The organism is Steroidobacter agaridevorans, assembly GCF_009932555.1.
Lineage (GTDB): Bacteria > Pseudomonadota > Gammaproteobacteria > Steroidobacterales > Steroidobacteraceae > Steroidobacter > Steroidobacter agaridevorans.
In genome coordinates this window covers 568,841-595,735 of record NZ_BLJO01000005.1, presented here as the reverse complement: position 1 = coordinate 595,735, position 26,895 = coordinate 568,841, and the positions used below count along the sequence as shown (strand labels likewise).

Here is a 26,895-nt window from a genome sequence, read left to right as displayed (position 1 = left end):
AAGGAATGCTAATCGCTCGCGACCCACATTCCTTGTAACTGTTGTTATCGAGGATGAATGCGACGAATCGACTATACGCCGACGGCAAAGGAATGGCGCAAGACAGGAAAGCTCAGGAGGCGAGATCGATGACCGGTCGGTCGGGCGTGCTCGGGACTGGTGCACGGGCGTCCTGGCTGGCGGCCATGGCGATGCGGTTGCGTCCCTGGCATTTGGCCTTGTAGAGCGCTTGATCGGCCGCCTTTAGCAATGCATCCGGCGTTGTATCGTGAAAGCCGGGCGTGCCCGGCGCGATCGCGGCGACGCCGCCACTGATCGTGATGCGTTCGCCGGTTTGAGCCGAACTGCATGGAATTGCCATCCGCCAGATCCGGCGCCGCAAGCGCTCGGCGTACAGGCCGGCGCGGTGAGCATCCATGCCTGGCAATACCACGGCGAACTCTTCGCCGCCGTAGCGGGCGACCAGGTCGCCGCCGCGACGGAAGCTTTCGTCCAGGGTTCGCGCGACCCGGCGCAAGACCTCATCGCCATGGGCGTGACCATAGGTGTCGTTGAAGTGCTTGAACTCGTCAACATCTAGGAAGATCAACGACAACGGCTGCCGTTCGCGGCGGGCACGGCGCACTTCGCGATCGAGCACCCGGTCGAAATGACGCCGGTTGGCGATGCCGGTGAGCGGGTCGGCGGCGACCAGGCGCCGGAGGCGTCGATTGGCGGTTTCCAGCGCGAGCCGCACGCGGCTGAGCTCCTCGTTGCGCGCTTCCAGTGCCTGGGTGCGCTCGCGGACCCGATTCTCCAAATCGTCACGGATTGTCTGCAGCTCGGTCTCGACGCGCTGGCGTTGCGCCAGCTCGATTTCCAGCTCCCGGGTGCGCCGGGCCAGGCGGGTATGCAGGAACAGGGTCCGTGCCAAAGCGGCAATAGCCGTCAGTGCCAGGGCTGCGACCACTCCGATCGACAGATACGAGGATGCGTACTCCAGATCGAAGGCAATCGGCAGCTCCACGGATCTCCTGCGCTCGGTCGGGATGGGGTAATCAGAGCATAGTGGCCGCTTTTGCGGTATCAGACTTTACGAAACGCAACTGGTCATTCACTTTTGTTGTTCCGGCGGAACGCTTGACGCCTCGCACGTGGGTCGTGAAACTTGCCGGCCATTTACCTTTCTGATGAGTCATGAGCAGCTCCGGCATCGATCGCGCTTTCGAGCGTCGCCTGGCGACGCTGATCAATACCCGCGAGCCGCGTGTCCTGCAGAACGGCCTGAAGGGCGTGGAAAAGGAATCGCTGCGCGTCTCCGCCGACGGCCGCATCGAGCACAGCCCGCATCCGGTCGCGCTGGGCTCGGCGCTCTCTCACGAGCACATCACCACCGATTATTCGGAAGCCTTGATCGAGCTGGTGACGCCCGCGTTCCGCGAGTCCTGGCAACTGCTGCAATATTTATGCGACCTGCATCAGTTCGTCTACCGCCATCTGGGCGAGCAGCTGCTATGGGCAACCAGCATGCCCTGCATGCTGACGGGCGACGCTGAAATTCCCATCGCACGCTACGGCCGCTCGAATATCGGCCAGATGAAAGAGGTGTACCGGCTCGGCCTGGGCAATCGTTACGGCCGGATGATGCAAGCGATTTCCGGCGTGCACTTCAATTACTCCTTTCCACAACAGTTCTGGCCGGTGCTGGCCGAAGTCTTGCAGGAGCCGCGCGCCGACGCGCATTTCATCTCGGAGCAATATTTCTCTTTGCTGAGAAACTACCGGCGCCACGGCTGGCTGATCCTGTATTTGTTCGGCAACTCGCCGGCGCTGTGCAGCTCGTTCGTGCGCGGCCGCGATCATCAGCTGGAAACATTCGCCCCGGGCACGCTTTATGCCCCGTATGCAACGTCGCTGCGCATGAGCGACCTGGGCTATCGCAACAAGAGCCAGGCCGGGGTGCAGATCTCGGTCAACAGCCTCGATGAGTACGTGCGCGACCTGACCGCCGCGGTCAGCACGCCGCATCCGGAATATCAGAAGCTTGGCGTCAAGGTGGACGGCGAATACCGGCAGCTCAACGCCAACCTGCTGCAGATCGAGAACGAATACTACAGTTACATCCGTCCCAAGCGCGTGGCCCGCTCCGGCGAGCATCCGTCGCAAGCGTTGCGCCGTGGCGGTGTCGAATATGTGGAATTTCGAGCGCTCGACGTGAGCGCGTTCGACCCGGTCGGTGTCAATCAAAACAAGTTGCGCTTCCTGGAAGCGTTCGCGGCGCTATGTGTGCTGAAACAAAGCGAGCCGATCGATGCCGGCGAGCAGGCGCACCTCGATGCCAATCACGCCATCGTGGCGCGCCGCGGGCGCGAGCCGGGGTTGAAATTAAATCGCAATGGACGGCCCGTAGAATTGCGGACCTGGGCGCTGGAGCTCATCGACTCGATGCGGGGCATCTGCGAGCTGCTGGATCAAGGCGACGAGCGCAAGCCGTACACCGCCGCGTTGGACTTGCAACAGACCAAGATCGACGATGTCGATCGCACGCCGTCGGCGCGCAGTCTGCAAGAGTTGCGTACGACAGGCGAGAGCTTCGCGCAATTCGCGCTGCGGATGTCTCGCGTCCACAAAGCGTACTTTGTGGATCTGTATCCGCCCAACGAACAGCGCCTGGCGGAATTCAGTGCCGAAGCCGAACAGTCGCTGGAGCGACAGGCGTCGATCGAAGCCGCCGACGACATGACTTTCGACCAGTTCCTGATCAAATATTTCGAGCGGTAGAGTCTAGTCTCGCAAAAGTCGCGCCTTTTGCGAGACGTATCGAAAGGGCCTTGGCCGCTTTCGATCGATGACAAGTTCGGGCCGGATCGTCAGCGGATCAATTTCAGCGAATCAATTTCAACGGGCTCGAGCGAATCCGGATATCGCAGCGCCGCGATTTAGCGGGTGAGTTTTATTTTTCGCCCCGACTAGCACAAGTTATTAGCGAGGTTTACATTCGGCCTACTGGCTAGCGCGTTGGTCGCTTGAACATAATAGAGCGGTTTCAAACGCGTCCCCACGTCTGTCGAGTGTCTCGCGCACGGAAGTCTCAACGAAGACGCCCTGAGTCCCCAAACTGAGAACTGCGCACGCTTTTACGACCGGGTGAGAAATAACATGGGTCCGTTTTTTCCATCCGCAGCCGCGTGAGAGCGCTCCGCCGACTGACTTTTTTTATGAGCACACTAATCAAACCCATCGTCAGCCAGATCAGCGGAGGATCCGCGGCTAATGCCGATCAGCTCGGCGCCTTGACCGTGCCGGACATCGGCGTGGACACGGTGATCGAGCCAACCATCGAATCGACCGGGGGCTGGGATGCCTACGAAGTATGGCGACGCTTGATCAAGGACGCGCGCGACCGTCGCAAACATCATCAGGATTCGAACTAATCCCGGAAGCCGCGGCAAGAACGAGTTACGCAGGCGGTGCAGACGCGCCGCCCCAGTCTGCTTACGCGTTGCAGCTCCAGCGCGGCTTTCCACGCCTCGAGTTCGACGATCCCGATCTGGAACGGCGCTTCCGCCGCGCGCATCTCGCCAAGAATCGCGCCCAGATCAGTCGCAATCTGCTGCTGGGCATCGGCTTCGTCATCGGCTTTTCGGCGCTCACTCATTTCGTGCTGCCGGGCGCCGTGCACCGGCCGCTGGATCTGATCCGCCTCACCGTCCTCGGGCCGATCTTTCTGATCGCGCTGATCCTGGTGCATAGCCGGCTGTATCAGCGCTGGTATCCCGTCGTATGTCCCTATGGCGCCACGCTCTTCGGCGTCGGTGTGGTGGTGCTCGCGGTGATCGCGGCCAGCCAGGGCATCAGTCTGATCGCCTCGGTGGTGCTGGCCATGATCTACAACTATCTGATGCTGGGCCTGGCATTCCGGCCGGCGCTGGGCTCTTCGCTGCTGGTGCTGGTGTCCTATCCCATCATCGCGACGCTGGCCGGACTGCCGGCCTCGCAGCGACTGGTCGATGTAGGCGTATTGCTGTTCACCAACGCCATCGGAGCGATCGTTTGTTATTCGCTGGAGCGGGCCAATCGCACCAACTTCCTCGAATCGCAGTTGCTGATCGAAACGGCGCGTCGTGATGGTTTGACCGGCATCGCCAATCGCCGCACGTTCGACGAGCACCTCGACCGGGTCTGGGCGCAGGCGGCGCGCGAAGGCCGGCCGCTGACCTTGCTCATGATCGACATCGATCATTTCAAATCCTATAACGATCGCTTCGGCCACCAGGCGGGCGACGAGTGCCTGCGACGCGTCGCCTGGTCGTTGAGCAGTCATGCGCGCCGGCCGTTGGATATCGCCGCGCGCTATGGTGGCGAAGAGTTCGCCATGGTCCTCTATGACGCGAGCCGCCAGCATGCGGAAGATATGGCGCTTCAGATCCAGGCTGGCATCGAATCTCTCGCCATCGCCCACGCTGCGTCCCCCGTATCGGGCAAACGCTTGACCGTGAGCATCGGCATCGCTTGCGTCCAGCCGATGAGCGATCGCAGTCACTACGGCTTCATCCAGCTCGCGGACGAGGCGCTGTACGCGGCCAAGGAGCGCGGCCGCAATTGCATCGTCATCATGGACAAGGAATACGGCGAGCTGACCACCGGCTCGTTTCGCAAAGAAGCCGCCGCCGAAGCCGGCGCCGCGCACTAGAAAGCGCTGTCAAAGCGTCTTCCCACGCATTGGCCTTGCATGCCAGCGGTGTCATCGTCGCGGCCGATACTTTGATCTCGAAACCCTATTGGCCTCGGCCTTGCGAGTGGTCCTCCGGCGGCTATGATCGATGCATCTTGCGCTGCCAAAAGCAGCGCACTTCCATCGACTACTCGATGACTACTACAGAAGGCCCGGCAGCTGGTGCGGGCGGCGAGTGTTGTCATGCCTCAGAAAATAAAGAGCCTGCTGATCGCGAACCGCGGCGAGATCGCCATTCGCGTCATGCGTGCGGCCGCCGAGCTCGGCATCCGCACCGTCGCGATCTACTCGCAGGAAGACCGCTTCTCATTGCATCGCATGAAGGCGGACGAGAGTTATCTGGTCGGCGCGGGCAAAACGCCGGTCGAGGCCTACCTGGATATTGCTGACATCGTGCGCATCGCGAAGGCCGCGCATGTCGACGCCATCCATCCCGGCTACGGTTTCTTGTCTGAGAATCCCGAGTTCGCCGAAGCCTGTGCCGCCGCGGGTTTGATTTTCATCGGCCCGACGCCGGAGATCATGCGTCGCCTGGGCAACAAGGTGATGGCGCGCAATCTCGCCGTCTCGGCCGGCGTGCCGGTCATGCCTGCAACTCCGCCGTTGCCGCGCGATGACGCAGAAACATTGCGCCTGGCCCGCGAAGTCGGCTTTCCCGTCATGCTCAAGGCGAGCTGGGGCGGCGGCGGTCGCGGCATGCGCATCGTCGAGACCGAGAAGGAGCTGCCCGAAATGGTGGCCACGGCCCGGCGCGAGGCCAAGGCGGCTTTCGGCAACGACGAGGTCTATCTGGAGAAGCTGGTTCGTCGGGCGCGCCATATCGAAGTCCAGTTGCTGGGCGACGCGCACGGCAACCTGGTGCATCTGTTCGAGCGCGATTGCACCGTTCAGCGCCGCAATCAAAAGGTCATCGAGCGCGCGCCGGCCACGTTCTTCAACGCCGAGCAGCGTGAGTCGCTGTGTGAAGAGGCGCTCAAGATCGGCCGCGCGGTGCGCTATCTCAATGCGGGCACCGTGGAGTTCCTACAGGACGCCGATAGCGGCAAGTTCTATTTCATCGAAGTGAACCCGCGCGTGCAGGTCGAGCACACGGTGACTGAGGCCGTCACCGGCATCGACATCGTGCGCGCTCAGATCCGGATCGCCGAAGGGGCGAGGATCGGCGACGCCGACAGTGGCGTGCCGAAGCAGGAAGACATTCGGCTCAATGGCTACGCGATGCAGTGTCGCGTGACCACTGAAGACCCCGAAAACAACTTCATTCCCGACTACGGCCGCATCACGGCTTATCGCAGCCCAGCGGGCTTCGGCATCCGTCTCGATGCGGGCACGGCGTATTCGGGCGCGATCATTACCCGCTCCTACGATTCGCTGCTGGTGAAAGTGACGGCGTGGTCGCCGACTCCCGCCGAGACGATCGCCCGCATGCATCGCGCGTTGTGGGAGTTCCGCGTGCGTGGCGTGGTAACGAATCTGCGCTTCCTCGACCAGTTGATCCTGCATCCGCAGTTCGCGTCCGCCGAGTACACGACCAAGTTCATCGATCAGACGCCCGAGCTGTTCCGTTTCCCGCGCAAGAAGGATCGCGCGTCGCGCTTGCTGAACTTCATCGGCGATGTCGTCGTGAACGGCAATCCCGAAGTGAAGTCGCGACCGAAGCCGCAGCGACTGGTGCAGCCGAAGCTACCCAAGGTCGAGTTGCCCGCACCCGCGTCCGGCACCAAGCAGAAGCTCGACGAACTGGGCCCCGACAAGTTCGCGCAATGGATGCTCGAGCAGAAGCGCGTGCTGCTCACTGACACGACGATGCGAGATGCGCATCAATCGCTGCTCGCCACGCGCTTCCGCACCTATGACATGAAGGCCATCGCGCCGTACTACGCGAGCCTGCTGCCCGATCTGTTCTCGGTCGAGTGCTGGGGCGGCGCGACGTTCGACGTGGCAATGCGCTTCCTCAACGAGTGCCCGTGGGAGCGATTGCAGGAATTCCGCAGCGCCATGCCGAACCTGCTGTTGCAGATGCTGCTGCGTTCGGCGAACGCGGTCGGATATACCAATTATCCCGACAACGTCGTGAAGTATTTCGTGAAGCAGGCGGCGCAGTCGGGCATCGACTTGTTCCGAGTGTTCGATTCGCTGAACTGGGTCGAGAACATGCGCGTCGCGATCGACGCCGTTCGCGAGTCGGGTGCGCTCTGCGAGGCTGCGATTTGCTACACCGGTAATCTGACCGATCCGCGCCAGACCAAGTACGACTTGAAGTACTACTTGTCGATGGCGCACGAGTTGAAGTCGGCGGGTGCGCACATTCTCGGCATCAAGGACATGGCGGGTTTGTGCCAGCCGCACGCTGCTTACACGCTGGTCAAGGCGTTGAAGGAAGAGGTCGGCCTGCCGGTGCACTTCCATACGCACGACACGAGCGGCATCGCCGCCGCCAGCGTGCTCGCGGCCGTCGATGCGGGCGCCGATGCGGTCGATGGTGCGTTGGACGCCATGAGCGGTCTCACTTCGCAGCCCAACCTGGGTTCGATCGTCGAAGCCCTGCGTCACAGCCCGCGTGACTCCGGACTCAATCCAGAAAATCTGCGCGTGCTGTCCGGCTACTGGGAACAGGTGCGTCACTGCTACAGCGCGTTCGAGAGCGACCTGCGCTCGGGTGCGTCCGAGGTGTATGTCCATGGCATGCCCGGTGGACAGTTCACCAACCTGCGCGAGCAAGCGCGCTCCCTTGGCATCGACGACGTGCGCTGGCCGGAAGTGGCGCGCGCTTACGCCAAGGTGAACGAGATGTTCGGTGACATCGTGAAGGTCACGCCGACCTCCAAGGTCGTCGGCGACATGGCGATCATGATGGTCACCAGCAATCTCACGCCCGAGCAGGTGCTCGATCCCGATACTGAAATCGCCTTCCCCGAATCGGTCGTCTCGCTGTTCCGCGGCGATCTCGGCCAGCCATATGGCGGTTTCCCGTCGGCTCTGCAAGAGAAGGTGCTGAAGGGAGTTGCGCCGATGACCGGTCGCCCCGGCGAGGTGCTGGCGCCGATCGATCTGAAGAAGGCGCGCGATGAAGCCCAGAACAAGACCTGGCGCGAGATCACGGATGAGGAATTCGCGTCGTACTTGATGTACCCGAAGGTGTTCCTCGACTACATGAAGAACCGGCTCGACTATGGCCGTGTCAGCGTGTTGCCGACGCCGCTGTTCTTCTACGGCATGGAGCCGGGCGATGAAGTCACGGTCGACATCGACCGCGGCAAGTCCCTCATCGTTCGCTTCGTCGCGGTGAGCGACAGCCATGAAGATGGCACGCGCACGGTGTTCTTCGAGTTGAACGGCCAGCCGCGCTCAGTGAAGGTGCCCGATCGCAGCCAGGTCGCGCTGAAACCGCCTCGCCGCAAAGCCGAGCCCACCGACGCCAACCAGGTCGGCGCGCCGATGCCCGGCACGGTCGCCACTGTGGCGGTTCGTCAGGGCGACAAAGTGAAGCGCGGCGATGTGTTGCTCACGATCGAGGCGATGAAGATGGAAACGTCGGTTCGGTCGGATCGTGATGCGACGATCGCCGAGGTCGTCACGAAGCATGGGGAGACCGTTGACGCGAAGGATTTGCTCGTTGTGCTGGGGTGAGATCTAAGAAAAGAGGCGTCGGTGGCCCGCGCCGCCGGGAGCGACCTGCGGTCGAGCTATCGCGCTCTACGAGCGCTGACGTTTCTTGCTAGCGCTCGAAACTAGACGAGTCGTCTTGGCGACGACTCGCGGCGGAGAGCTGCCCGATCGAACTGTGACTCGCGACGGAGAGCCGTACCATCGAACTGCGGCGCCGTCACCCGGCGGCCGCGCAGAGCGCGGCCGCAACTGCCGCGTCGACAACGATCCACCTGAAACTCACAACCGACGGTCGCACGGTCGGAACAGAGTCACGCGCGAATGCGCAGATGACGTTTCGGCGGCGTCCGAGGTGACGTCCCTCCTTCCGGCAGCTTCGAACAAGAGGGACCTTGTCGGAGCAGTGCGCCCAGGGATGGGACCAACGGGCCGAGCGATAGCGAAGGCAGTAGGGGAGCACGGTGCCGGAAGGAGGGACGTCACCTCGGGCGACGCAGACCGCTAACGCCTCCGGCAGCAACCTACCAACAACCGATCGAGTCAATCGACACCGGCGTCCCCACTGCAAAGCCCTGCACGAAGTCCACGCCGATCTGCCGCAACTTCTCCATCGCTTCCAGGCTCTCGACGGACTCGGCGACCACCTTCTTCCCCATCACATGCCCGATGTCCGTGATCGATCGGACCATCTCATAATCGATCCGATCCGCGACGATATTGCCGATGAAGAGGCCGTCGATCTTCAGATAGTCGACCGTCAGCGCCTTGAGATAAGCGAACGAAGAAACGCCGCTGCCGAAGTCATCGAGCGCAAACGCGCAGCCCAATTCTCTCAACCCGGCGATCAGTTGATTCGCCCGAGTGAGATTACCAATCGCTGCTGTCTCGGTGATTTCAAAGCCGACCCGCTCCGGCGGCACGCTCAGCTCGACGATCGAATGGCGGATGAACTCCTGCAACTGCGGATCGCCCACCGAATCGCCCGACAGGTTGATGAAGATCCGCGACACCCGCTCGATCTGCGAGCGATGCGTGGCGATCCATTGCAGAGCGGTCGTGATCACCCATCGATCCAGGCGCAATGACAGGTTGTACCGTTCCACCGCCGGCAGAAACGCGCCGGGCGGCACGACGCGGCCCGACTCGTCTCGCATGCGAACCAGCAGCTCGTAGTTGCGCTTGGCTTGCCGGTCGCCTTGCAAGGGAACGATGGGCTGCGCTTCGAGAAAGAAGCGGTGGTCGTTGAGCGCTCGCTTGACCCGCGCGACCCACTGCATTTCGCCGTGACGTTGCGCGACCAGCGTGTCGTCTTCCTGGTAGACATGGATGCGATTGCGCCCCTGATCCTTGGCCGCGTAGCAGGCCGCATCCGCCGCTTGCAGAACCTGCGTGACCCGTCGGAAGGTCGGCGTGACCGGCACGAGGCCAATACTGGCGCCCACCGAGAACGTGCTATTTCCCCAGACAAACGCGTGATGCTCGACCGCCTTGAGCAGGCCGTTCGCGACCATGATTGCGTCGTCGATGCCGCAGTCGTGCAGGAGCAGGCCGAATTCGTCGCCGCCCAGGCGCGCCAGTGTGTCATTGCTTCGGACGCGGCCCTGCAAGACCTGCGCGAGTTGCCGGAGCAGCTCGTCGCCGGCGATGTGGCCGCAGGTGTCGTTGATGATCTTGAACTGATCCAGATCCAGGTAGCAGACCGCGTGCTGCGAGCCCGACTGTACCGAGTCCAACGCTCGTTGCAGCCGCAGCTCGAACTCGCGCCGGTTGATCAGGCCCGAGAGCGCATCGTGACTGGCTTCATACGACAACTGCCGCGACAACTCATGCGCTTCAGTGATATCGGTGAGCGTGCCTTCGTAGTAGATGGCCTGGCCATGTTCGTCACGCACCGCGCGGGAATTCTCCAGCACCACGATCTTGCGGCCGTCCTTGCGCTTCAAGACCAGCTCGGCATTGCGGATCTCGCCGGCGGCGGCCATGTTCCGCAGCCAGTTCTCCCGCTCCTCGGGATACATATAAAGGTCGCGCTCGATGTGCAGCTCCAGCAGCTCGTCTTCGCTGGCATAGCCGAGCAGGCGCACCAGCGCCGGGTTCGCCGCCATGAATTTGCCGTCCGGCGTGGTCTGGAACACGCCGGCGACCACGTTTTCGTACAGCTCTCGGTAGCGGGTCTCGGACGCCTTCAAGGCCAGCAGGGTGTGGGTGCGCTCGGTGGCGTAGCGCAGCGCCTTGTTCAGCAGCGTGCTGACCACCTGTTGTTTGATCAGGTAATCGAGCGCCCCGCGCTCCACCGCCTCGATGCCCAGGTCCTCGTCGACCTGGCCGACCAGCACGATGATGGGCCGGTCGCCGGCCTTGGGCTGCAAGCGCAGGAATGTGGTCAGCCCCAGGCTGTCGGGCAGATGCAGGTCGAGCAGAATGACATCGGTTCGCGCTTGGCCCGGGCGCAGGCGGACCAGCCCCTCGGCCAGGGTGCGAACCACCTCCAGTTCGAACGGCTGATCGCGGATCAGAGCCAGTTCCTCGCGGAACAGTTGCTCGTCCTCGGCGTTCGCATCGATGAGCAAGACGGTTGCAGGCATGCGGGCGGGGAGTATATCGCGGGCAGCACTACTTCCACGGCTGCTGCCATGCGTGGTTAGATCGGAATCCTATGACGCTACTGCGAGTCGCCGAGCCCCAAGAAGAGCGCGCACACCGGCTGGAGCGTGAATTCCAGGCAGTGCTCGACGCCGCCGTCGATGCCGTCGTGCTGTTCGATCACGAAGGCCGCATCGAGCTGTTGAACCATGCCGGCGAGCGCATGTTCGGTTACAACGAGCAGGAGGTCATCGGGCTGAAGGTCAACATCCTGCTGCCCGAGCCGTACCGCTCCCAGCACGACGACTATCTGCGTCATTACATCGAGGCCGGCGAGCCTCGCATCATCGGCATCGGTCGCGAACTGCTCGCCAAGCGCCGGGATGGCAGCGAGTTCTCCGCCGAGCTGGCAGTGGGGCGCGTGCAGGGCACGGACCCGCCGCGCTTCGTCGGTTTCATCCGCGACATCACCGTGCGCCGGAACGCCGAAGAAGCGCTCCGTCGCAGCGAGGCGCAGCTCACCATCGCGCAGGAGATCGCGAACCTCGGCAACTACGTCGTGCATGCCGACGGCAAGTTCGAGGACTACTGGTCGCCGCATTTATATCGTGTGTTGGGCCGGCGCTATGGCGAGCCTTACATCGGGGTGTACGAATATCTGGAGCCGATGGTTCATCCGGCCGATCGCGCGCGCTGGCAAGGGGCCCGTGACGAGCTGGAGACCAGCGCGCGCTCCATGGACATCGAGTATCGCGTCATCCATCCCGATGGGTCGCTGCGCTACGTGCACCACATTGCTCAAACAACACGGCGTCCGGACGGACGGGTGTTGAGGCAAGTAGGCACGTTGCACGACATTACCGATCGGCGCCGCGCCGAAGACGAAGCGCGCCAGATGCAGGACCGAATCGCCCACTTCGGGCGTATATCCACGATGGGTGAGATGGCAGCCGGTATCGCACACGAAGTGAATCAGCCTCTGACAGCAATTGCGACCTACGCGCAGGCCTGTCAGCGGCTGATTGCCGCCAACGACTTCTCGCAGGAAGAAGTGGAGGCGGCGCTCAATCACATCGGCGCGCAGGCATTGCGTGCCGGCGAGGTCATCCGCCGGCTGCGCACCTTCGTGAAGAACCGGGAAGTGCGGCGAGAGTTGATAGAAGCGAATCGCTTGCTCGAAGATGTGGTGACACTCGCGCAGACCGACGCGCGACACAACGGTGTGCGGCTCGTGCTCGAGCCTTCGCCGCTGTCTCCGCAAGTGCAGGCCGACGCGGTACAGATTCAGCAGGTGGTCTTGAACCTGGTTCGTAACAGCATCGATGCGATGTTGACGGTGCCGGAAGTGCGCCGTGAGATTCTGTTGCGGACCTCGGTGGACAGCGAAGGCGACGTCGAATTCATGGTGGCCGATCGCGGCACCGGCGTCGATCCGGCGGCGATGGCCGAGCTGTTCAATCCGTTCTTCACTACCAAGCCCGGTGGCACCGGACTCGGCCTGTCGATCAGCCGGTCCATCGTTCGCGCTCACGGCGGCAAGCTGTGGTGCAGCGCCAATCCCGGCGGCGGAGCGCGATTCTTTTTCACACTGCCGGCCGTGCCGGCGTCAGCAGGGAGTCAGCAATGATGAGAGCGAGCGTCACCAACCAGCGGCCCACGATCTTCGTCGTCGACGATGACTCGGCGGTGCGCGACGCGCTGAAGCTGCTGCTTCGGTCGGTCGGGCAATCGGTCGAGACGTACGGCGCGGGCTCGGAATTCCTCGAGGCGTACAGCGAGGACCGCCCTGGTTGTCTGGTGCTCGACATCCGCATGCCGGGAATGTCGGGGCTGGAGCTGCAGCAGAAGCTGAACGAAAAACATTCGATATTGCCGATCATTTTCATCACTGGACACGGCGATGTGCCGATGGCTGTCGAGGCCATGCAGGCCGGCGCGGTCGACTTCATCCAGAAGCCGTTCCGCGATCAGGATCTGATCGACCGCATCAACCAGGCGCTGGAGAAAGACACCAGCAACCGCGCCGCGCTCGGCGAGCGCAACGACATCCGTCGCCGATTAGAAACGCTGACGCCCCGTGAGCGCGAAGTGCTCGATCTGGTCGTGCACGGCAAGGCGAACAAGGTGATCGCCGGCGACCTGAAGCTCAGTCAACGCACCGTGGAAATCCACCGCGCGCGCGTGATGGAGAAGATGCAGGCGTCCTCGCTCGCGCACCTGGTGCGCATGGTGCTGGAAGTGGGCCAGGTGTGAAGGCGCGCATTCGCGCATGTCGTGGATATAATTTTGCTGAACTGACGGTGGCTTGCGACAGGTCGGCGACACGCGTTGTCGACCCTAGAAAAAACCCTTAAAACCCTGCACGAAGCAGCGTTCAGCAACGCTGTCTTCCTTAAGTACAAGTGCGACTTTTTCACGGGTGGCGCTCGGCCAAGATAACGGCATGCGACCACGGCCCACAGGCGAGTCCACCGCCCCCAATCCTCCCCGCGGCTCGGGCTTACTTTGTATGGTGGCCGTGGCCGCTTTCTTCTCAGCGCAGACCGAACTTTTATTTTTGTGTCGTACTCCCGCCCCATCGTTGCAGTAATCGAAGCCGACGCAACGGACCGCCGAATGCTTTGTTCTATGTTGAGTAAGCTGAACGCGGATGTTCAGGATTACGACAGCGCTGAAAGCTATCTCGCGTCGCCGCTCGGCATACGTGGCAGCTGTCTGATCACCGACATGGCCTTGCCCGGCATGTCGGGCCTGGACCTGCTGAAATGTCTGCGCGCGAATCACGCGTCCACGCCGGTTATTTTGCTGGGAGAAGATGCGGATGTGCGCGCCGCGGTGGCAGCCATGCGCGAGGGGGCGGTGGATTTCATCGAGAAGACGCACGTGGACTTGTCCATCGTGCGTCGCGTCGCCTATCTACTCGATCATTCGCAGCACGCCACGGACGCCACCGGCGTGCATTGATCCGATTACTGCAACTCTGCGCGCGGATCGAACGGCAACTCGCGTTGCATACGTTCGTATAGCTCGCGTGCCTCCGCCGTATCGGCAGGGGGCAATACGATTTTCAATACTACGTATTGATCTCCCGGTGTCGCGCCCGGTAGTCCGCGGCCCTTGAGTCGCATGCGTTGTCCTGCTTTCGCGTTCGCGGGAATGCGCAAGTCGACTGGCCCCGCCAACGTCGGCGTCGGCACAGTGGCGCCGAGCGCCGCTTCCCACGGTGCAACCGGCAGCGTCAAAGTCACATCGCGGCCTTCCACTTGAAACAACTTGTGCTTGCGGAAGCGCACTTCGAGATACAGATCTCCGGAAGGGCCGCCGCCATGGCCGGGGCTGCCTTGACCGGCGAGACGGATACGCTGGCCTTCGACGATGCCTTGCGGGATCGTGATCTTGAGCGTGCGCGCCGCGCCTTGTCCGCTCTTCAGCTCGATCGTCTGCGTGCCGCCGCTGAAGGAATCTTCCAGGTCGATTTCGATCGCGGCGACTTGATCGTCGCCCGCCATTGCAAAGCCCCGTCCGCCGGCGCCACGCGCGCGAGCGCCGCCGCGAGCAGCACCGCCGAACAGCGACGAGAAGAAATCGCTGAAGCCGCCTTCCTGGTCGCCGAATGCATTCGAGAACTCGAAGTTCTGGCCCCAATCCGGCGGCGGACGGAATTCCTGGCCCTGGCGCCAGTTGCTGCCCAGCTGATCGTAAGCGGCGCGCTTCTGCGGATCCTTCAGGACCTCGTAGGCTTCCTGCACTTCCTTGAAGCGGGCCTCGGCATCCTTTTCCTTGCTCACGTCGGGATGGAATTTGCGCGCGAGCCGGCGATAGACGCGCTTGAGCTCGTCCTGGCCGACGTCGCGGGCGACGCCCATGATCTTGTAGTAATCCTTGTATTCAGGCACGGCGAAACTACACCTCACGCCCGGTCAGCGCCGGGCCTTGCAAGCGACCGATACTAATGCCGCCCATGGAATGGGGCACGGATTGTCCGTGTATGGCGACGTAAATGGCGCTTGCAACCGCGCTTTCAAGCGCCTGGAGTGAGGTTAAGGACGACGTGTCGGGCGGGTGGGGTTCGGCTGGAAGTTTTTCAAGCAGAGCAGGCCGAACAGCAGGGCCAGCAAGCCCGGACCGGCCGCGCCGCCGCCACCCCCGCCGCCGCTGGACGGAGCCTGCACGGTCTGTGCGACATCCACTTCCGGCTGAGTGCTGATCGTGCCCGTGCCGTGATTGTTGTTCGGATTGCTGTCGTTGGCTGCGCTCACGTTGACTGTGATCGCGCGCGACATCGCGACGGGGCTGCGCAGAGAAACATTGACGATGGCTGCGTTGCCGCCGGGAATCTGGCCGAGCTCGCACGTGATGTGACCCGCGCCACTGATGCACGTGCCACCCAGCACCGATGCTTCCACGATCGTGAGATCCGAAGGCAGCGTGATCTCGGCGCGCGCGTTCGCAGTCGTCAAGCCGCCGGCGTTGCGGATCGCCAGGTTCCATTCGAAGGGCTTATCGAGCGAGTGCTGTACGGAGCCGAGATCGGCGTCCACTGCGATATCTGCATTCGCGAGCGCAGTGATGCAGCTCGCGCTCGCGATCCGCGATTGCATGACGCTCAAGCTGCACGCCGAAAATTTGTCGTTGCCGTTGATGGCCGAGGCCATGAGGAACTGGGTGGCAGGCACGCCGCCGCAGGCCTGGCTGGCATCGCCATCGTGAGGCGCGCCCAGGCTATGAGCAATTTCGTGAGCGGCGATCAACGATTCCACCCAGCGAGTGTTGCTGGTCTCGGTCAGTCCGGCGCCGTACTGCCGATCGCACACCGAGCCGACGAACGCGATGCCGACCGTCGTGCCATCCAGATTGCGGCCCGTGAACAAATGCGTCAGGCCGCGCGAATTCAAGGTCCGCGTGCGCTTGCGCAGATCGCCCAGCTCGTCGAGCAGCGAGGAGGCCGACGTAGTGGCCGACAGCGAATCGCCGATATCGATCGAAGGTACGCTGATCTCGATGCCGAGCTGCGAGCTGAAGATGCCGTCGACGTTGTTCAGTCGGCGCAGGATTTCCTCTCGCGCCAACGTGTCGTTGCCGAAGCGGCTCATGAACAGGCCGTCGCCGAGCGCGGAGATCTCGAGGCGCTTGGATGCGCCGACCGCCTGCATGATGGCGGGCGAGCCCTTCAACTCGGCGAGCATGGAGTTGTAGGCGTCGGAACCGTTGCTGGCAGCGCTGTTGGAGTCGGAGCCGCACGCAGCCGCACCGGGAGCCATCACCACATCTTTGAGCCGGAAGATGGCCGTAGTATTCGGATCCGCCGATGTCGTCGCAGGCAGCGAATCCTGCAGCTCTTCCACCGGCTCGATGACGTAGAGCTCGGAACCATCCCAAAGCATGCCTTGGATCTTTCCGTCCGCGACCGACAGACGCGCCCACGATCCCGAGACGCCGTTGACGCGACCGCGATACAGCGCGAGATCGGAAGAGCTGGACTCGCTTTGGAGCAGCGACGACAGCTTGTCGTTGGGCTCGAGCGTCACGACGAAGCGTCGACCATACGCGTCGAACTGCAGCTCGCGCGTTGGCGAAGACTTCTGCTGCCCGGCGCTGCTGGGCGCGGCGAACTGAACGGGCTCGAAGTAAAGAATCTGGGAGTCGGCGCGGTCCAATGCGAATGCGGAGCCCGTCACACTGCTGCAAATGACTGCAGCCAGCCAGTGAAGGCGTCCGCCGAACCGCTTGATAGCGCCGCTGCGCGTGCCGCCTCCCATCGTTGTCTGAACCCGCTGTGACTATGACGGCGCACCTTTTCGCACAGGGTTTTTGCGCCCACAACGCGCCAGCTCCCCATTTGCGCGAGGACGCGATCTGGATCACGCGCTGGTTTTCATAATTGGGATGAAGGTTCGATTTCGGGCCGGCGCCCGAACCGCCCTATAAAGGCCGCAGTTGCACCAAACGCGCGCGCCCTGCGGGAGGCGCGCGCTAAACTGGTGCGGTCACGATCGGTTTTTTACCGGCACGCGGCTGGTAAGCTGCAGGCTAGCGGTTGCGTTCGGTCGCGGGTTCGCGGCATAGAACGTGCATTGCAAAGCTTCGCCGCGGTAGTGCAAGGTTGTCTGGCCACGCCACGCGACCCGGCGGAAAAGAGAAACCTTAGCGCAAGCGAGACAGGAGCCACGGGGAATGAAACTCATCAGCGCAATCATCAAGCCGTTCAAGCTCGACGACGTTCGTGCCGCGTTGTCGGAAATCGGCGTGTCCGGCATGACAGTGACCGAGGTCAAGGGCTTCGGCCGGCAGCGCGGTCACACCGAGCTGTATCGCGGCGCCGAGTACGTGGTGGACTTCGTGCCCAAGACCCGTATCGAAGTGGCAGTGAAGGATTCGCTGGTCGATCAGGTGACCGAAGCCATCATCAATGCCGCCAAGACCGGCAAGGTCGGCGACGGCAAGATTTTCATCACCGACCTGGAGCGCGTGCTGCGTATCCGTACCGGCGAAGCGGACGATCAAGCGCTGTAAAACGTACTTGCGGCAACAGGCGGCGAGCCTCGCCGCCTGTGAATCGTGCCATTCCGTCACGGCAGTATTGATGCGTTGGTCTGAAGCGGCCACGGTCCTAGAATGCCGGCATGACCGGCATCATCCGATTCCATGAAACTGGCGGCCCCGACGTTCTGCGTTGGGAATCCATCGACCTCGGCGAGCCCGGACGCGGCGAAGTCAGGCTGAGGCACGGCGCCGTCGGCGTGAACTTCATCGATGTTTACGAGCGCAACGGCCTCTATCAGAAGCCGCTGCCCTCGAGCTTGGGCAAGGAAGCGGCCGGCGTCGTCGAGGCCGTCGGGCCCGGCGTCAGGCATTTCAAAGTCGGCGATCGCGTCGCCTATGCGCAGGGGGCGGGCAGCTACTCCGAAGCGCGCATCATCTCCGCCGATGATCTGGTCAACCTACCGGACGCCATCGACGATCAGACCGCGGCGGCCTCCACGTTGAAAGGCCTGACCGCACAGATGCTGTTGCGTCAGGTCCATCGGGTGAAGAAGGGCGATGCACTGTTGATCCACGCTGCCGCGGGTGGCGTCGGATCGATTCTCGTGCAGTGGGCTCGTCATCTCGGCGCGACCGTGATTGCGATCGTCGGCTCCGCTGCCAAAGCAGACCTGGTGCGCGAGCTCGGTGCACAGCATGCGCTGCTCAGCGACGACGATTGGGTGGCTCAAGCCAAGGCGATCACCGGCGGGCGAGGCGTTGCGGTTGCTTATGACTCGGTCGGCAAAGACACCTTCATGCGCTCGCTCGATACGATCCGCGCGCGCGGTTTGATGGTGAGCTACGGCAACGCGTCCGGCGCACCGCCGGCCATTTCGCCGCTGGAGTTGTCGAAGCGTGGCTCGCTGTATCTGACGCGGCCCACGATGTTTCATTTCACGTCGACGCGTCAGGCGCTGGCGCGCGCAGCGAATGAGGTATTCGACCTGATGGCGCGCGGCGTGATCAAAGTGCAGATCGGTCAAACCTATCCGCTCAAAGAAGCGGCTCGCGCGCATGCCGATCTCGAAGCCCGTCGCACGACGGGCTCGACCGTGTTGTTACCTTAGGGTGAGGTAATGGGCGCCCAGCGCGGCTGCGACGACACGCGGTCGCACCAGCTGCGAATGTTTGGATAGGGCGCGAGATCGAAGCCGCCTTCGTGCGCGACATGCGTGTACGCATACAGTGCAATGTCGGCCAGCGTGAACTGATCGCCGACCAGATAATTTCGCTCGCGCAAGCCGTCTTCGAGCACGTCCAGCGCCGCATAACCGCTCTTTTTCTTCTCGATGAGCTTTTCGCCAAGCTCGACGCGCGTCTTGCCGAGCATCTTCAGCCAGAAGCGCACCGTGCCGATGTTCGGTTCGAGGTTGTACTGCTCGAAGCACATCCATTGCCACATGCGGGCGCGCTGATACGCGTCGTCGGGGATCAGCGCCGAGCCTTCGGCCAGATAGGAAATGATCGCGTGGCTTTCGGCCAGATAGCCTTTTTCGGGGATTTCCAGCACCGGAATGCGGCCGTTGGCGTTCTTGGCCAGGAATTCGGGAGTGCGGGTCGCGCCCACTTTGATGTCGAGCTCGATCAGCTCGTACGGCAGCCCCAGTTGCTTGAGCACCAGGCGCACTTTGTAGCCGTTGCCAGAGGGCAGATAGTCATACAGGCGGTGCATCGTCTCTCCAATCATCATCGTCCGCAGGCGTGAATTCCAAGAACGCGCTCAAATGAATGAGCCCGCCCCCGAAAACATCCTGCCCCGTGATGTTTGCAGAGAACTTTGGTGCCGGTCAGGCGCGGAGCGTGGTCGCTCCCCGCAACATGGCCAATGCACCGCTGCGCACGACTTCGAGTACTTCGCCGAGATTCCCCGCTTCGGCAATGAACCTGTTGATCTGCGCTTCGCTATCGGTCAGTTCGACGGTATAGCTTTCTGGGTCATCCGACAAGACTCTACCGCCCGCCTTTTGCACGGCGGAGTTCACTGCCGCAAGCTGCGAGCCCGACACGCGCAGTTTGAGTAACAACAACTCGCGTTCCACGTGCTGGTCGCGCGTCACGTCGTCGACGTTGACCACATCGATGAGCTTGAGCGACTGATTGACGATTTGCTGAACGACCGCCTCGCTGCCGGTGGTGACCAGCGTCAGGCGCGATACCGTCGGATCTTCGGTCGGCGCGACGTTCAACGATTCGATGTTGTAGCCGCGCGTGGAGAACAGGCTGGCGACGCGCGTCAGTGCGCCGACTTCATTCTGTAACAGGATGGAGACGATGTGGCGCTTGCGGGGGCTCATCGCGGATCCTTTCGAAGTGGCTGGGGCGGTCCAGGCCCCGGACTGGGGTGTCACTATAGTAGTCATCGGTTTCGCTGGAGCGGTTCAGAAGCGAAAGGGCCGGGAAGCATACCGGGACTGACTTCGGTCAGCCTAGGGTTCTGCTGAGGTGGCAGGCACGTCCATGTGCCCGGGGCTCGGGCATCCTGCCCATCAAATGGTGCCAAATAGACTCATGCACCAGCCTTGCTGTAGGCTCCCCCGGTCGCATAAACCTGGTCGCCTCAGCCCGACCGGGCGCATTTTTTTCCGGAAACAGTCGTGAAACACAGTCCTGCCGCGCTCTCCGCCGCCAGCCATCCGCTCGCGGGCAAGCAGATGTCAGGCGCCGAGGTCATCGTCCAGGTGCTCGCCGACGAAGGCGTGGAGACGGTCTTCGGCTACAGCGGCGGCGCGATCCTGCCGACATACGACGCGATCTTCGTCCACAACCGCGATGGCGTGAAAGAAGGCGCCCGGCCCATGCCGCTGGTCGTCCCGGCCAATGAACAGGGTGCCGGCTTCATGGCCGCGGGCTATGCGCGGGCCACCGGCAAGGTGGGCGTGTGCGTCGTGACCTCGGGTCCGGGTGCGACCAACACCGTCACGCCGGTCCGCGACTGTATGGCGGACTCGATTCCAATCGTCGTGATCTGCGGCCAGGTGCCCACCGCCGCGATCGGCAGCGATGCGTTCCAGGAGGCGCCGGTCGCCAGCATCATGGGCTCGGTGGCCAAGCATATTTTCCTGGTGACTGACGCCGCGAAGCTGGAAGCCACGGTGCGCACCGCGTTCGAAATCGCGCGCACGGGCCGCCCGGGTCCGGTGGTCATCGACATTCCCAAAGACGTGCAGAACTGGCGCGGCCCGTTCCAGGGCGCCGGCCGTCTGCCCGTGCCGGGCTATCGGCATCGCATGAACCGTCTGCTTCGCAGCGCGTTGTCCGATGCGCAATGCGCCGACTTCTTCAGCATGCTGGGCGAAGCCAAGCGGCCGCTGATCTACGCCGGCGGCGGCGTGATTCAGTCGGGCGGCTCGGCGGCGCTGCGCGAGCTGGCCATCGAATTCAACATTCCGGTCGTGACCACATTGATGGGTCTGGGCGCGTTCGACACGACACACCCGCTGTCGATGCGCATGCTCGGCATGCACGGCGCGGCGTTCGCGAACTATGCAGTCGACGATTGTGACTTTCTGATCACCCTCGGTGCGCGTTTCGACGATCGCGTCGCCGGCAATCCGCCGAAGTTCGCGCCGAATGCGAAGCGCATCGCGCAGATCGATATCGATGCTTCCGAAGTGAACAAGGTGAAGCCGGTTCATTGGCATCACGTGGGCATGCTCCCGGAAGCGTTGCGGGCGCTGCTGGCGTATGGCCGTCGCGCCAACTTCAAGCGCGATTGGTCGGAATGGCTGCAGCATTGCGCCCAATTGCGTCGCGATCACGCGATGAACTACGACCGCGACAGCGAGCTGATTCAACCGTATCACGTCATCGAAGAGATCAACCGTCTCACCCGGGGTGAGGCCATCATCAGCACCGGCGTCGGCCAGCATCAGATGTGGTCGGCGCAGTACTTCGATTTCCGCAACCCGCGCCTGTGGCTCACGTCGGGCAGCATGGGCACGATGGGATTTGGCTTGCCGGCGGCGATCGGTGCGGCCACCGCCAATCCCGACAAGCTGGTGATCGACATCGACGGCGACGCCAGCATCCGCATGAATCTTGGCGAGCTGGAGACGGTCACGACCTATGACCTGCCGGTGAAGATCGTGGTGCTGAACAACTGCGGCGACGGCATGGTCAAGCAGTGGCAGAAGCTGTTCTTCAAGGGCCGCCTGTCCGCCAGTGACAAGTCGCTGCATAAGAAGGACTTCATCAAGGCAGCCCAGGCCGACGGCTTCCCATACGCGGTGCGCCTGGAGCGCAAGCAAGACATCGAGCGCGTGGTCCGGGAGTTCATCGAGTTCAAGGGGCCGGCGTTCCTCGAGGTCATGATCGACCCCGATGCCGGCGTCTATCCCATGGTCGGTCCGGGGCAGGCCTATAACGAGATGATCACCGGCCAGTACATCGCCTCCCGCAACACCCCGACGCAAATCCGCCCCCCGGATGCGTCCGAGATGTTCTAGCTCCTCGAGAATTCGATTTTTCGAAAAGGCGGTCTGCGCTACCCGGCGCGACCGCCTTTTTCTTTTGGCCGGCCGGCGAGCTTCTAATTTGCCTGCCGGCCACCCTCACAGACGCCCTTCGGCCTGCATTGCGAAAACTGCGAGGCAACTTGTTGTTTGGGCGCAGCATTCGTACCCAATCTTGCAAATAGACATTCCCTGAATACGAACCCGGGGCTTTTCCGCCTGAAGTCACTGTAGTTCCACGCACCTATGTTGTAGCTAGGCTGCAAATCGGTCGCAAATCCGCTCGCTCATTTGACGGCTTTCACAGTTTTAGGTGAATTTTGTATTACACACGCAACAAAACGTGATTTGACATTGGAAAGCGCTTGACGCGGTTACGTGAATACCGCAGTTTCCAACACCGTAAAAAATGCCGACGAGCGCGGCGCGGTTGCTGCGCGAATCGGACAAACACCGAAACGAATTGGCGAAAGGTATCGAATTTGTCTGCCGGGGTGCTTGGGCCGGGCGGATGCACCGGTATGCCCGGACTATGTCAGGAGGATTCATGAGTTCGTATTTGCGTTCGACTATCCACACCGCTTTGCTGGCGACCGCGCTGGGCACGGGTGTGGCTTCTGCGGCGGAGCCGCAACAAACGACGTTCATCGAAGAGATCGAAGTGATCGTCGTTACCGGTTCGTACATCGAGGGCGCCGCCGAAGATGCCGCGCTGCCCATCGACGTGCTGCGAGCCGAAGATCTGGCCAAGCAGGGTTCGCCCAGCATGGTCGAGCTGATCAAGCAGATTCCGGCGGTCCAGGGTGTGGTGGGTGAGTCGAACCAGTTCACCGCCCCGAACACTTCCGGCGCTGGCAGCATCAACCTGCGCGGCCTGGGCGCCGTCCGCACGCTGGTGCTGATGAACGGTCGCCGCCTTGCGCCGTCACCGGCGGGCGCGATCGGTTACGACACCAACCTGTTGCCCGCCGCGGCCCTGGGTCGCATCGAAGTCCTGAAGGACGGCGCGGCTGCGACTTACGGTTCTGACGCCGTCGCCGGCGTGGTGAACTTCATCACCAAGCGCGGCTTCGAAGGCATGTCGGTCGAAGGTGCGTACAGCTACATCGATGGCTCCGACGGCGACTACAACGCCAACTTGTCATGGGGCATGAAGGGCGAGCGCTGGGACGTGCTGGTGGCCGGCGGTTATCGGCGCCGCTCCGAGCTGTCCACCACGGATCGCGACTTCGCGCTGCAATCGCTGGCGGACAATCCGCAGGGCGGTTACTCGAGCTTCGGCAACCCGGGTGTGTTCATCATCCCGGGCGGAACCGGCGCGAACGCAAATTTCCGCGATCCGGGATGTACCGCCCTGGGCAACCTGGCAACGACGGACAGTCGGGGTGGCCCGCAGTGCCAATTCCAGTTCACCGCGTTCGACAACCTGGTCGAAGAGGAAGAGCACTACAACGTCTACACCGAGTTCAACATGCTGTTCGGCGAGAGCACCGAGCTCCATGTCGAAGCGATGTATGCCGCGCATGACGTGCCCGAAGAGAATTCTTCGCCGTCGTATGCGCCGACGCAGGGTCCGGGCAGCACCGGCCCGACCTTCACCATCGACAAGCGCAATCCGGGCCTGGTGAACATCCTGCCGCTGCTGACCGATGGGCAGCGAGCCGCGATCAACAATGCCAGCGTGCTCGCAGTCAGCGGTCTGCAATGGCGTCCGTACGGTGTCGGCGGCAATCCGCTCACCGGCGAAGGCAAGCAGGACGAGCGTTTCTTCGACGGCGCGCGTCTGTCGGCCAGCTTGAAAGGCGAGGTGAGCGCGTTCAACTGGGACGTGGGTGTGACCTACATGGTCAACACGCGCGAGATCGTCACTCCGGACATCGTCGTCACGCGCCTGCAGGCTGCGTTGAACGGTCTCGGCGGTCCGAACTGTACGACTGCGACTCCCGGCGCCAACGGCTGCTTGTGGCTGAACCCGTTCTCCAGCGCGGTGCAGTCCAACGTCGTCACCGGCCAGATGAACGGTGTCACGTTCGATCCGAACGCAGTCAACTCGCGTGAGCTCGCCGCGTGGCTGTATCAGGACAACATCATCGAAGACGAGACTTCCTCGTTCATCGTCGACGCGGTGTTGAATGGTCAGATGCCGCTCGGCTTCTCGGCCGGCGACATCAGCTGGGCAGCCGGTGTGCAGTATCGAGAAGAAACGCTCGAGCGCGATCCGAACGATCTCGCGGACATCACCAAGAACCCGTGCGTGAACTCGCTCTCTAGTGGCAACATGAACTGCGCGGTCCAGTCGGGCATCTTCACATTCCTCGGCCCCACGACGCCGGCGGATCTGAACCGCGACATCAAGGCGGTGTTCGGCGAATTGAACGTCCCGCTGCTGGAAAGCTTGTCGGCGCAGGTCGCGGTCCGCTATGAGGATTACGGCGGCCTGGTGGGCTCGACCACCAATCCGAAATTCTCGTTGCGTTGGCAGACGACCGATTGGCTGACATTGCGCGGCTCGGTGGGTACGACGTTCCGCGGTCCGACACAGTCGCAGCTGGTGAATGCGCCGGCGACGGTGCTGACCTTCACGCCGGCCGCCGGCGGCTACAAGACGTATGACGTGTTCGGCAGCGAGAACCTGAAGCCTGAAGAAGCGCTGACCTTCAACGTGGGCGCCATCTTCAAGGCGGGCGGTTTCAACGCCACGGTCGACTACTGGAGCTATGACTTCGAAGACGCGCTCGAAACCGAGAGCGGCTCGGAAATCGTCGCGGCGTTCTTCGGCACCAGCCCGACCGCGGCGAACCAGTGCGACAACCCGGCATTCGATCAGCTGCAGACCCGCTTTACGTTCAGCGGCAACACTTGCAGCATCGGTGCTCTGACGCGCGTGCGCACCAACACGATCAACGGCCCGGATCAGAAGCTGTCGGGTATCGATGCAGGTATCTCGTATCTGTTCGATGAAGTGCTCGGTGGCGACCTGCTGATCGGCGCGGACGCGACCTACACGCTCGAATACGAGCGTGAGGCTCTCTTCGTCGAAGGTGTCCAGATCCAGAAGGCGGACGATTTCGTCGGGACGCGCGGCGCGTCGGGCATCGGCGCGGGCACGCTGCCGGAACTGCGTGGTGCGGCGTTCGTCGACTACCAGACGAACTGGCTGGCTTCGCAGGGCGTGCGCTTGACGGCTCGTTACATCGACGGCGTGACCGATGTGCGTGCGGGTCTGGCGACCACCTCGCCGCGCGGCATCGAGATCGGCTCGTTCCTGACTTACGACCTGGTGTATCGCCTGTCGTTGCCGGCTGAGACGACGTTCACCGCGTCGGTCATCAACCTGGCCGACAAGGATCCGCCGTTCGTGCGTCTGGACCTCGGCTACGATCCGTTCATCGCCAATCCGTACGGCCGCTACTTCAAGGTGCTGCTGAACAAGAAGTTTTAACGGAAGCGTTTGAAAAAGGAGTAATCGGCGATCACGGATGGGGTCGCCGGTGGAGGCGGGGTTCTGACGAACCCCGCCTTTTTTATGGGGCGTCTTTGCTCATTCTGCGAACAGGCCCATCAGCATGGGCTTCGCATACAGCTCGTGAGTCTGTTCGCCGGTCGCGCCCGGCACCCACCAGCGATATTCCGCCGAGGCATTCAGCGTTGCCGAAAACATCTGCGCTCCGATCATCGGATCGACCGCGCGGACCGAGCCGGCGGTGATGCCATCGGCAATCACGCCGCCGAACCGGTTGGAGACCTGGCCATAGGCTTCGATCATCTCCTGCCGCATCGAAGGCGGCAGAGCGACCAGCGCCGACGTGCGCAACAGCGGGCCGCGCTCGGAGATTTGATAGGCGAACAACGCGGCGGCCAGCGTCAACAGTTGCTCCCAGTGATCGGCGCTCTGGGTCAGCACCGTGCGCTGAATGCGCCGCATGGTGTCGAAGCTGCGCTTGAAACAGGCCACAACCAGATCGTCCTTGGCGTCGTGGTGGTAATAGAACGAGCCCTTGGTGACATTGAGCCGCTCGGAGATTTTCTCGACCGAGGCGCCGCGATAGCCGCGCTCGTTGATCAGCCGCGTCGCCGCGATCAGAAATGTTTCCTGCGCAGCGGATTGATGAACCTCGGGCAGCATCTCCTCCAGCGAGATCGATACGTTCCGCCAGGTGCGACCGGGTCCTGCAAACCCATGCAGCAGGATGTCGCACATGCGCGTGTGCACGCGGCCGAAGTCATCGGGGTCGTAACGCCGCAGCCAGATCACGCCCCACAGGATCTGCTCGCTCAGGATGTGCGCCCGGGCGGCGCGCAGCGTCGGCGTCATCCAGCCGAATTCAGGCGATTCGAACAGCGCGCACAGCCTGCCGAAAAAACGGCGATAAGCATCGCCGACGATGGTGCGCTGAGGCTTCTGCAGCGTGCGCATGTCGCCGAACAAGGCGACGGGCGGCTCTTCGCCGGACACGACGCGATAGCGCAGCTCCAGCCACAGCTTCAGCAGACGCTCCACGCGGGCCGGCGGGTCCGGTTCCTGCGCGGCAGTTTCGACCAAGGCATCGACACGGGCGATGGCGTCGAGAAAGCAGGCGACCGCCAGATCTTCCTTCTTGCGAAAGTAATAAGTCACGCTGGTCGTGATCAGGCCGACCTGGCTGGCGACATTCGCCAGGGTCATGCCTTTGACGCCGTCGCGATTCAGGATCTCGCTGGCGGCAGCGATGATCGCCTGTTGTTTGCGCGCGTACTTGGTATTGCCGCCACTGGCCTTGGCGGGTCGGCCGCGTGGCGCCGACGGTGTGACCTCTTTGTCCGAAGCAGACATCCGCGGTGATCTCCGAGGAGCGCTCACGTCGCTGTGGGCATTCGCCTCTCTTTGTGCAGCATCCTTCGGGGCTTGTCCACCGGTTCCACACGCCCTGCATCTCAAAAAATAAAAAAGGGCGGGATGCACGCGTCCCGCCCCTGATTTCCTGCCGTTGAGACCGATCGGTCCCAGCGTTGGTTCCGAAGTTTAGAAGATTT

The 26,895-nt window shown here is 62.6% G+C and carries 18 protein-coding genes; 11 read left to right on the top strand and 7 right to left on the bottom strand.

The features are described from left to right. Positions 1–112: 112 nt before the first annotated feature. Positions 113–1,006 (bottom strand): diguanylate cyclase, encoded by an 894-nt coding sequence (locus tag GYH35_RS20740; protein WP_161812643.1) that lies wholly within the window; start codon positions 1,004–1,006, stop codon positions 113–115. A gap of 170 nt (positions 1,007–1,176) precedes the next feature. Between GYH35_RS20740 and gshA the strand changes: the two genes are divergently transcribed. The 4 genes from gshA (at position 1,177) to pyc (ending at position 8,344) form a co-directional block, all read left to right on the top strand. Continuing rightward, a complete protein-coding gene (gene gshA / locus GYH35_RS20735) occupies positions 1,177–2,760 on the top strand; it encodes a glutamate--cysteine ligase (protein ID WP_202624451.1) in 1,584 nt (527 codons plus the stop codon). A gap of 437 nt (positions 2,761–3,197) precedes the next feature. Beyond that, the gene (locus GYH35_RS20730) at positions 3,198–3,413 is read left to right on the top strand and encodes a hypothetical protein (RefSeq protein ID WP_161812644.1); all 216 of its coding nucleotides are present in this window, start codon (positions 3,198–3,200) and stop codon (positions 3,411–3,413) included. A 68-nt stretch (positions 3,414–3,481) separates the two neighbouring features. Then, positions 3,482–4,672, top strand: coding sequence for a GGDEF domain-containing protein (locus tag GYH35_RS20725; protein WP_161812645.1), 1,191 nt, complete (start codon positions 3,482–3,484; stop codon positions 4,670–4,672). A 225-nt stretch (positions 4,673–4,897) separates the two neighbouring features. Beyond that, on the top strand, positions 4,898–8,344 hold the full coding sequence (gene pyc, locus GYH35_RS20720) for a pyruvate carboxylase (protein ID WP_161812646.1): 3,447 nt from the start codon (positions 4,898–4,900) through the stop codon (positions 8,342–8,344). Between the two features lie 500 nt (positions 8,345–8,844). Here the strand turns inward: pyc and GYH35_RS20715 are convergent, their stop codons facing one another. Next, on the bottom strand, positions 8,845–10,908 hold the full coding sequence (locus tag GYH35_RS20715; RefSeq protein WP_161812647.1) for an EAL domain-containing protein: 2,064 nt from the start codon (positions 10,906–10,908) through the stop codon (positions 8,845–8,847). A 71-nt stretch (positions 10,909–10,979) separates the two neighbouring features. On the opposite strand from GYH35_RS20715, the gene GYH35_RS20710 reads away from it, so the two are divergent. The 3 genes from GYH35_RS20710 to GYH35_RS20700 all read left to right on the top strand — a co-directional run bounded on the left by GYH35_RS20710 (position 10,980) and on the right by GYH35_RS20700 (position 13,870). After that, the gene (locus tag GYH35_RS20710; protein ID WP_161812648.1) at positions 10,980–12,533 is read left to right on the top strand and encodes a PAS domain-containing sensor histidine kinase; all 1,554 of its coding nucleotides are present in this window, start codon (positions 10,980–10,982) and stop codon (positions 12,531–12,533) included. Then, positions 12,530–13,159, top strand: a complete 630-nt coding sequence (gene fixJ, locus GYH35_RS20705) for a response regulator FixJ (RefSeq protein WP_232831029.1) — start codon at positions 12,530–12,532, stop codon at positions 13,157–13,159. The genes GYH35_RS20710 and fixJ overlap by 4 nt, the downstream gene beginning before the upstream one ends. Before the next feature lie 306 nt (positions 13,160–13,465). Next, positions 13,466–13,870 carry a response regulator gene (locus GYH35_RS20700; protein ID WP_268894952.1) on the top strand — a complete coding sequence of 135 codons (405 nt, stop codon included), beginning with the start codon at positions 13,466–13,468 and terminating at the stop codon, positions 13,868–13,870. Between the two features lie 5 nt (positions 13,871–13,875). Here the strand turns inward: GYH35_RS20700 and GYH35_RS20695 are convergent, their stop codons facing one another. Beyond that, complete coding sequence (locus GYH35_RS20695) at positions 13,876–14,802, bottom strand: DnaJ C-terminal domain-containing protein (protein ID WP_202624450.1); 927 nt, start codon at positions 14,800–14,802, stop codon at positions 13,876–13,878. Positions 14,803–14,946: 144 nt separating this feature from the next. After that, the gene (locus GYH35_RS20690) at positions 14,947–16,584 is read right to left on the bottom strand and encodes a M12 family metallo-peptidase (RefSeq protein ID WP_161829372.1); all 1,638 of its coding nucleotides are present in this window, start codon (positions 16,582–16,584) and stop codon (positions 14,947–14,949) included. 496 nt (positions 16,585–17,080) lie between these two features. Here GYH35_RS20690 and GYH35_RS20685 point away from each other — a divergent pair, with 496 nt between their 5' ends. Next, the gene (locus tag GYH35_RS20685; RefSeq protein ID WP_116807733.1) at positions 17,081–17,419 is read left to right on the top strand and encodes a P-II family nitrogen regulator; all 339 of its coding nucleotides are present in this window, start codon (positions 17,081–17,083) and stop codon (positions 17,417–17,419) included. Positions 17,420–17,529: 110 nt separating this feature from the next. Then, positions 17,530–18,498, top strand: a complete 969-nt coding sequence (locus tag GYH35_RS20680; RefSeq protein ID WP_161829371.1) for a quinone oxidoreductase family protein — start codon at positions 17,530–17,532, stop codon at positions 18,496–18,498. Here the strand turns inward: GYH35_RS20680 and GYH35_RS20675 are convergent. Both GYH35_RS20675 and ilvN read right to left on the bottom strand, forming a co-directional pair. Then, positions 18,495–19,103: a glutathione S-transferase family protein gene (locus tag GYH35_RS20675; RefSeq protein ID WP_161812652.1), complete on the bottom strand. Its 609-nt coding sequence runs from the start codon at positions 19,101–19,103 to the stop codon at positions 18,495–18,497. The genes GYH35_RS20680 and GYH35_RS20675 overlap by 4 nt on opposite strands. 115 nt (positions 19,104–19,218) lie before the next feature. Continuing rightward, entirely contained in the window at positions 19,219–19,725 is a 507-nt protein-coding gene (gene ilvN, locus GYH35_RS20670; protein ID WP_161812653.1) for an acetolactate synthase small subunit, read from the bottom strand. 357 nt (positions 19,726–20,082) lie between these two features. Between ilvN and ilvB the strand changes: the two genes are divergently transcribed. Both ilvB and GYH35_RS20660 read left to right on the top strand, forming a co-directional pair. After that, a complete protein-coding gene (gene ilvB, locus GYH35_RS20665) occupies positions 20,083–21,876 on the top strand; it encodes a biosynthetic-type acetolactate synthase large subunit (protein WP_161813493.1) in 1,794 nt (597 codons plus the stop codon). A 553-nt stretch (positions 21,877–22,429) separates the two neighbouring features. Continuing rightward, the gene (locus GYH35_RS20660) at positions 22,430–25,324 is read left to right on the top strand and encodes a TonB-dependent receptor (protein ID WP_161812654.1); all 2,895 of its coding nucleotides are present in this window, start codon (positions 22,430–22,432) and stop codon (positions 25,322–25,324) included. Positions 25,325–25,423: 99 nt separating this feature from the next. On the opposite strand, the gene GYH35_RS20655 is transcribed toward GYH35_RS20660, so the two are convergent. Further along, the gene (locus GYH35_RS20655) at positions 25,424–26,695 is read right to left on the bottom strand and encodes a TetR/AcrR family transcriptional regulator (RefSeq protein ID WP_161829370.1); all 1,272 of its coding nucleotides are present in this window, start codon (positions 26,693–26,695) and stop codon (positions 25,424–25,426) included. Positions 26,696–26,895 lie beyond the last annotated feature (200 nt).

Coding starts and splice junctions, on each gene's coding strand:
- GYH35_RS20680 (WP_161829371.1), top strand. CDS start 17,530: ATGACCGGCATCATCCGATTCCATGAAACTGGCGGCCCCGACGTTCTG.
- gshA (WP_202624451.1), top strand. CDS start 1,177: ATGAGCAGCTCCGGCATCGATCGCGCTTTCGAGCGTCGCCTGGCGACG.
- ilvN (WP_161812653.1), bottom strand. CDS start 19,725: ATGAGCCCCCGCAAGCGCCACATCGTCTCCATCCTGTTACAGAATGAA.
- GYH35_RS20730 (WP_161812644.1), top strand. CDS start 3,198: ATGAGCACACTAATCAAACCCATCGTCAGCCAGATCAGCGGAGGATCC.
- pyc (WP_161812646.1), top strand. CDS start 4,898: ATGCCTCAGAAAATAAAGAGCCTGCTGATCGCGAACCGCGGCGAGATC.
- GYH35_RS20675 (WP_161812652.1), bottom strand. CDS start 19,103: ATGCACCGCCTGTATGACTATCTGCCCTCTGGCAACGGCTACAAAGTG.
- GYH35_RS20655 (WP_161829370.1), bottom strand. CDS start 26,695: ATGTCTGCTTCGGACAAAGAGGTCACACCGTCGGCGCCACGCGGCCGA.
- ilvB (WP_161813493.1), top strand. CDS start 20,083: ATGTCAGGCGCCGAGGTCATCGTCCAGGTGCTCGCCGACGAAGGCGTG.
- GYH35_RS20715 (WP_161812647.1), bottom strand. CDS start 10,908: ATGCCTGCAACCGTCTTGCTCATCGATGCGAACGCCGAGGACGAGCAA.
- GYH35_RS20685 (WP_116807733.1), top strand. CDS start 17,081: ATGAAACTCATCAGCGCAATCATCAAGCCGTTCAAGCTCGACGACGTT.
- GYH35_RS20710 (WP_161812648.1), top strand. CDS start 10,980: ATGACGCTACTGCGAGTCGCCGAGCCCCAAGAAGAGCGCGCACACCGG.
- GYH35_RS20660 (WP_161812654.1), top strand. CDS start 22,430: ATGAGTTCGTATTTGCGTTCGACTATCCACACCGCTTTGCTGGCGACC.
- fixJ (WP_232831029.1), top strand. CDS start 12,530: ATGATGAGAGCGAGCGTCACCAACCAGCGGCCCACGATCTTCGTCGTC.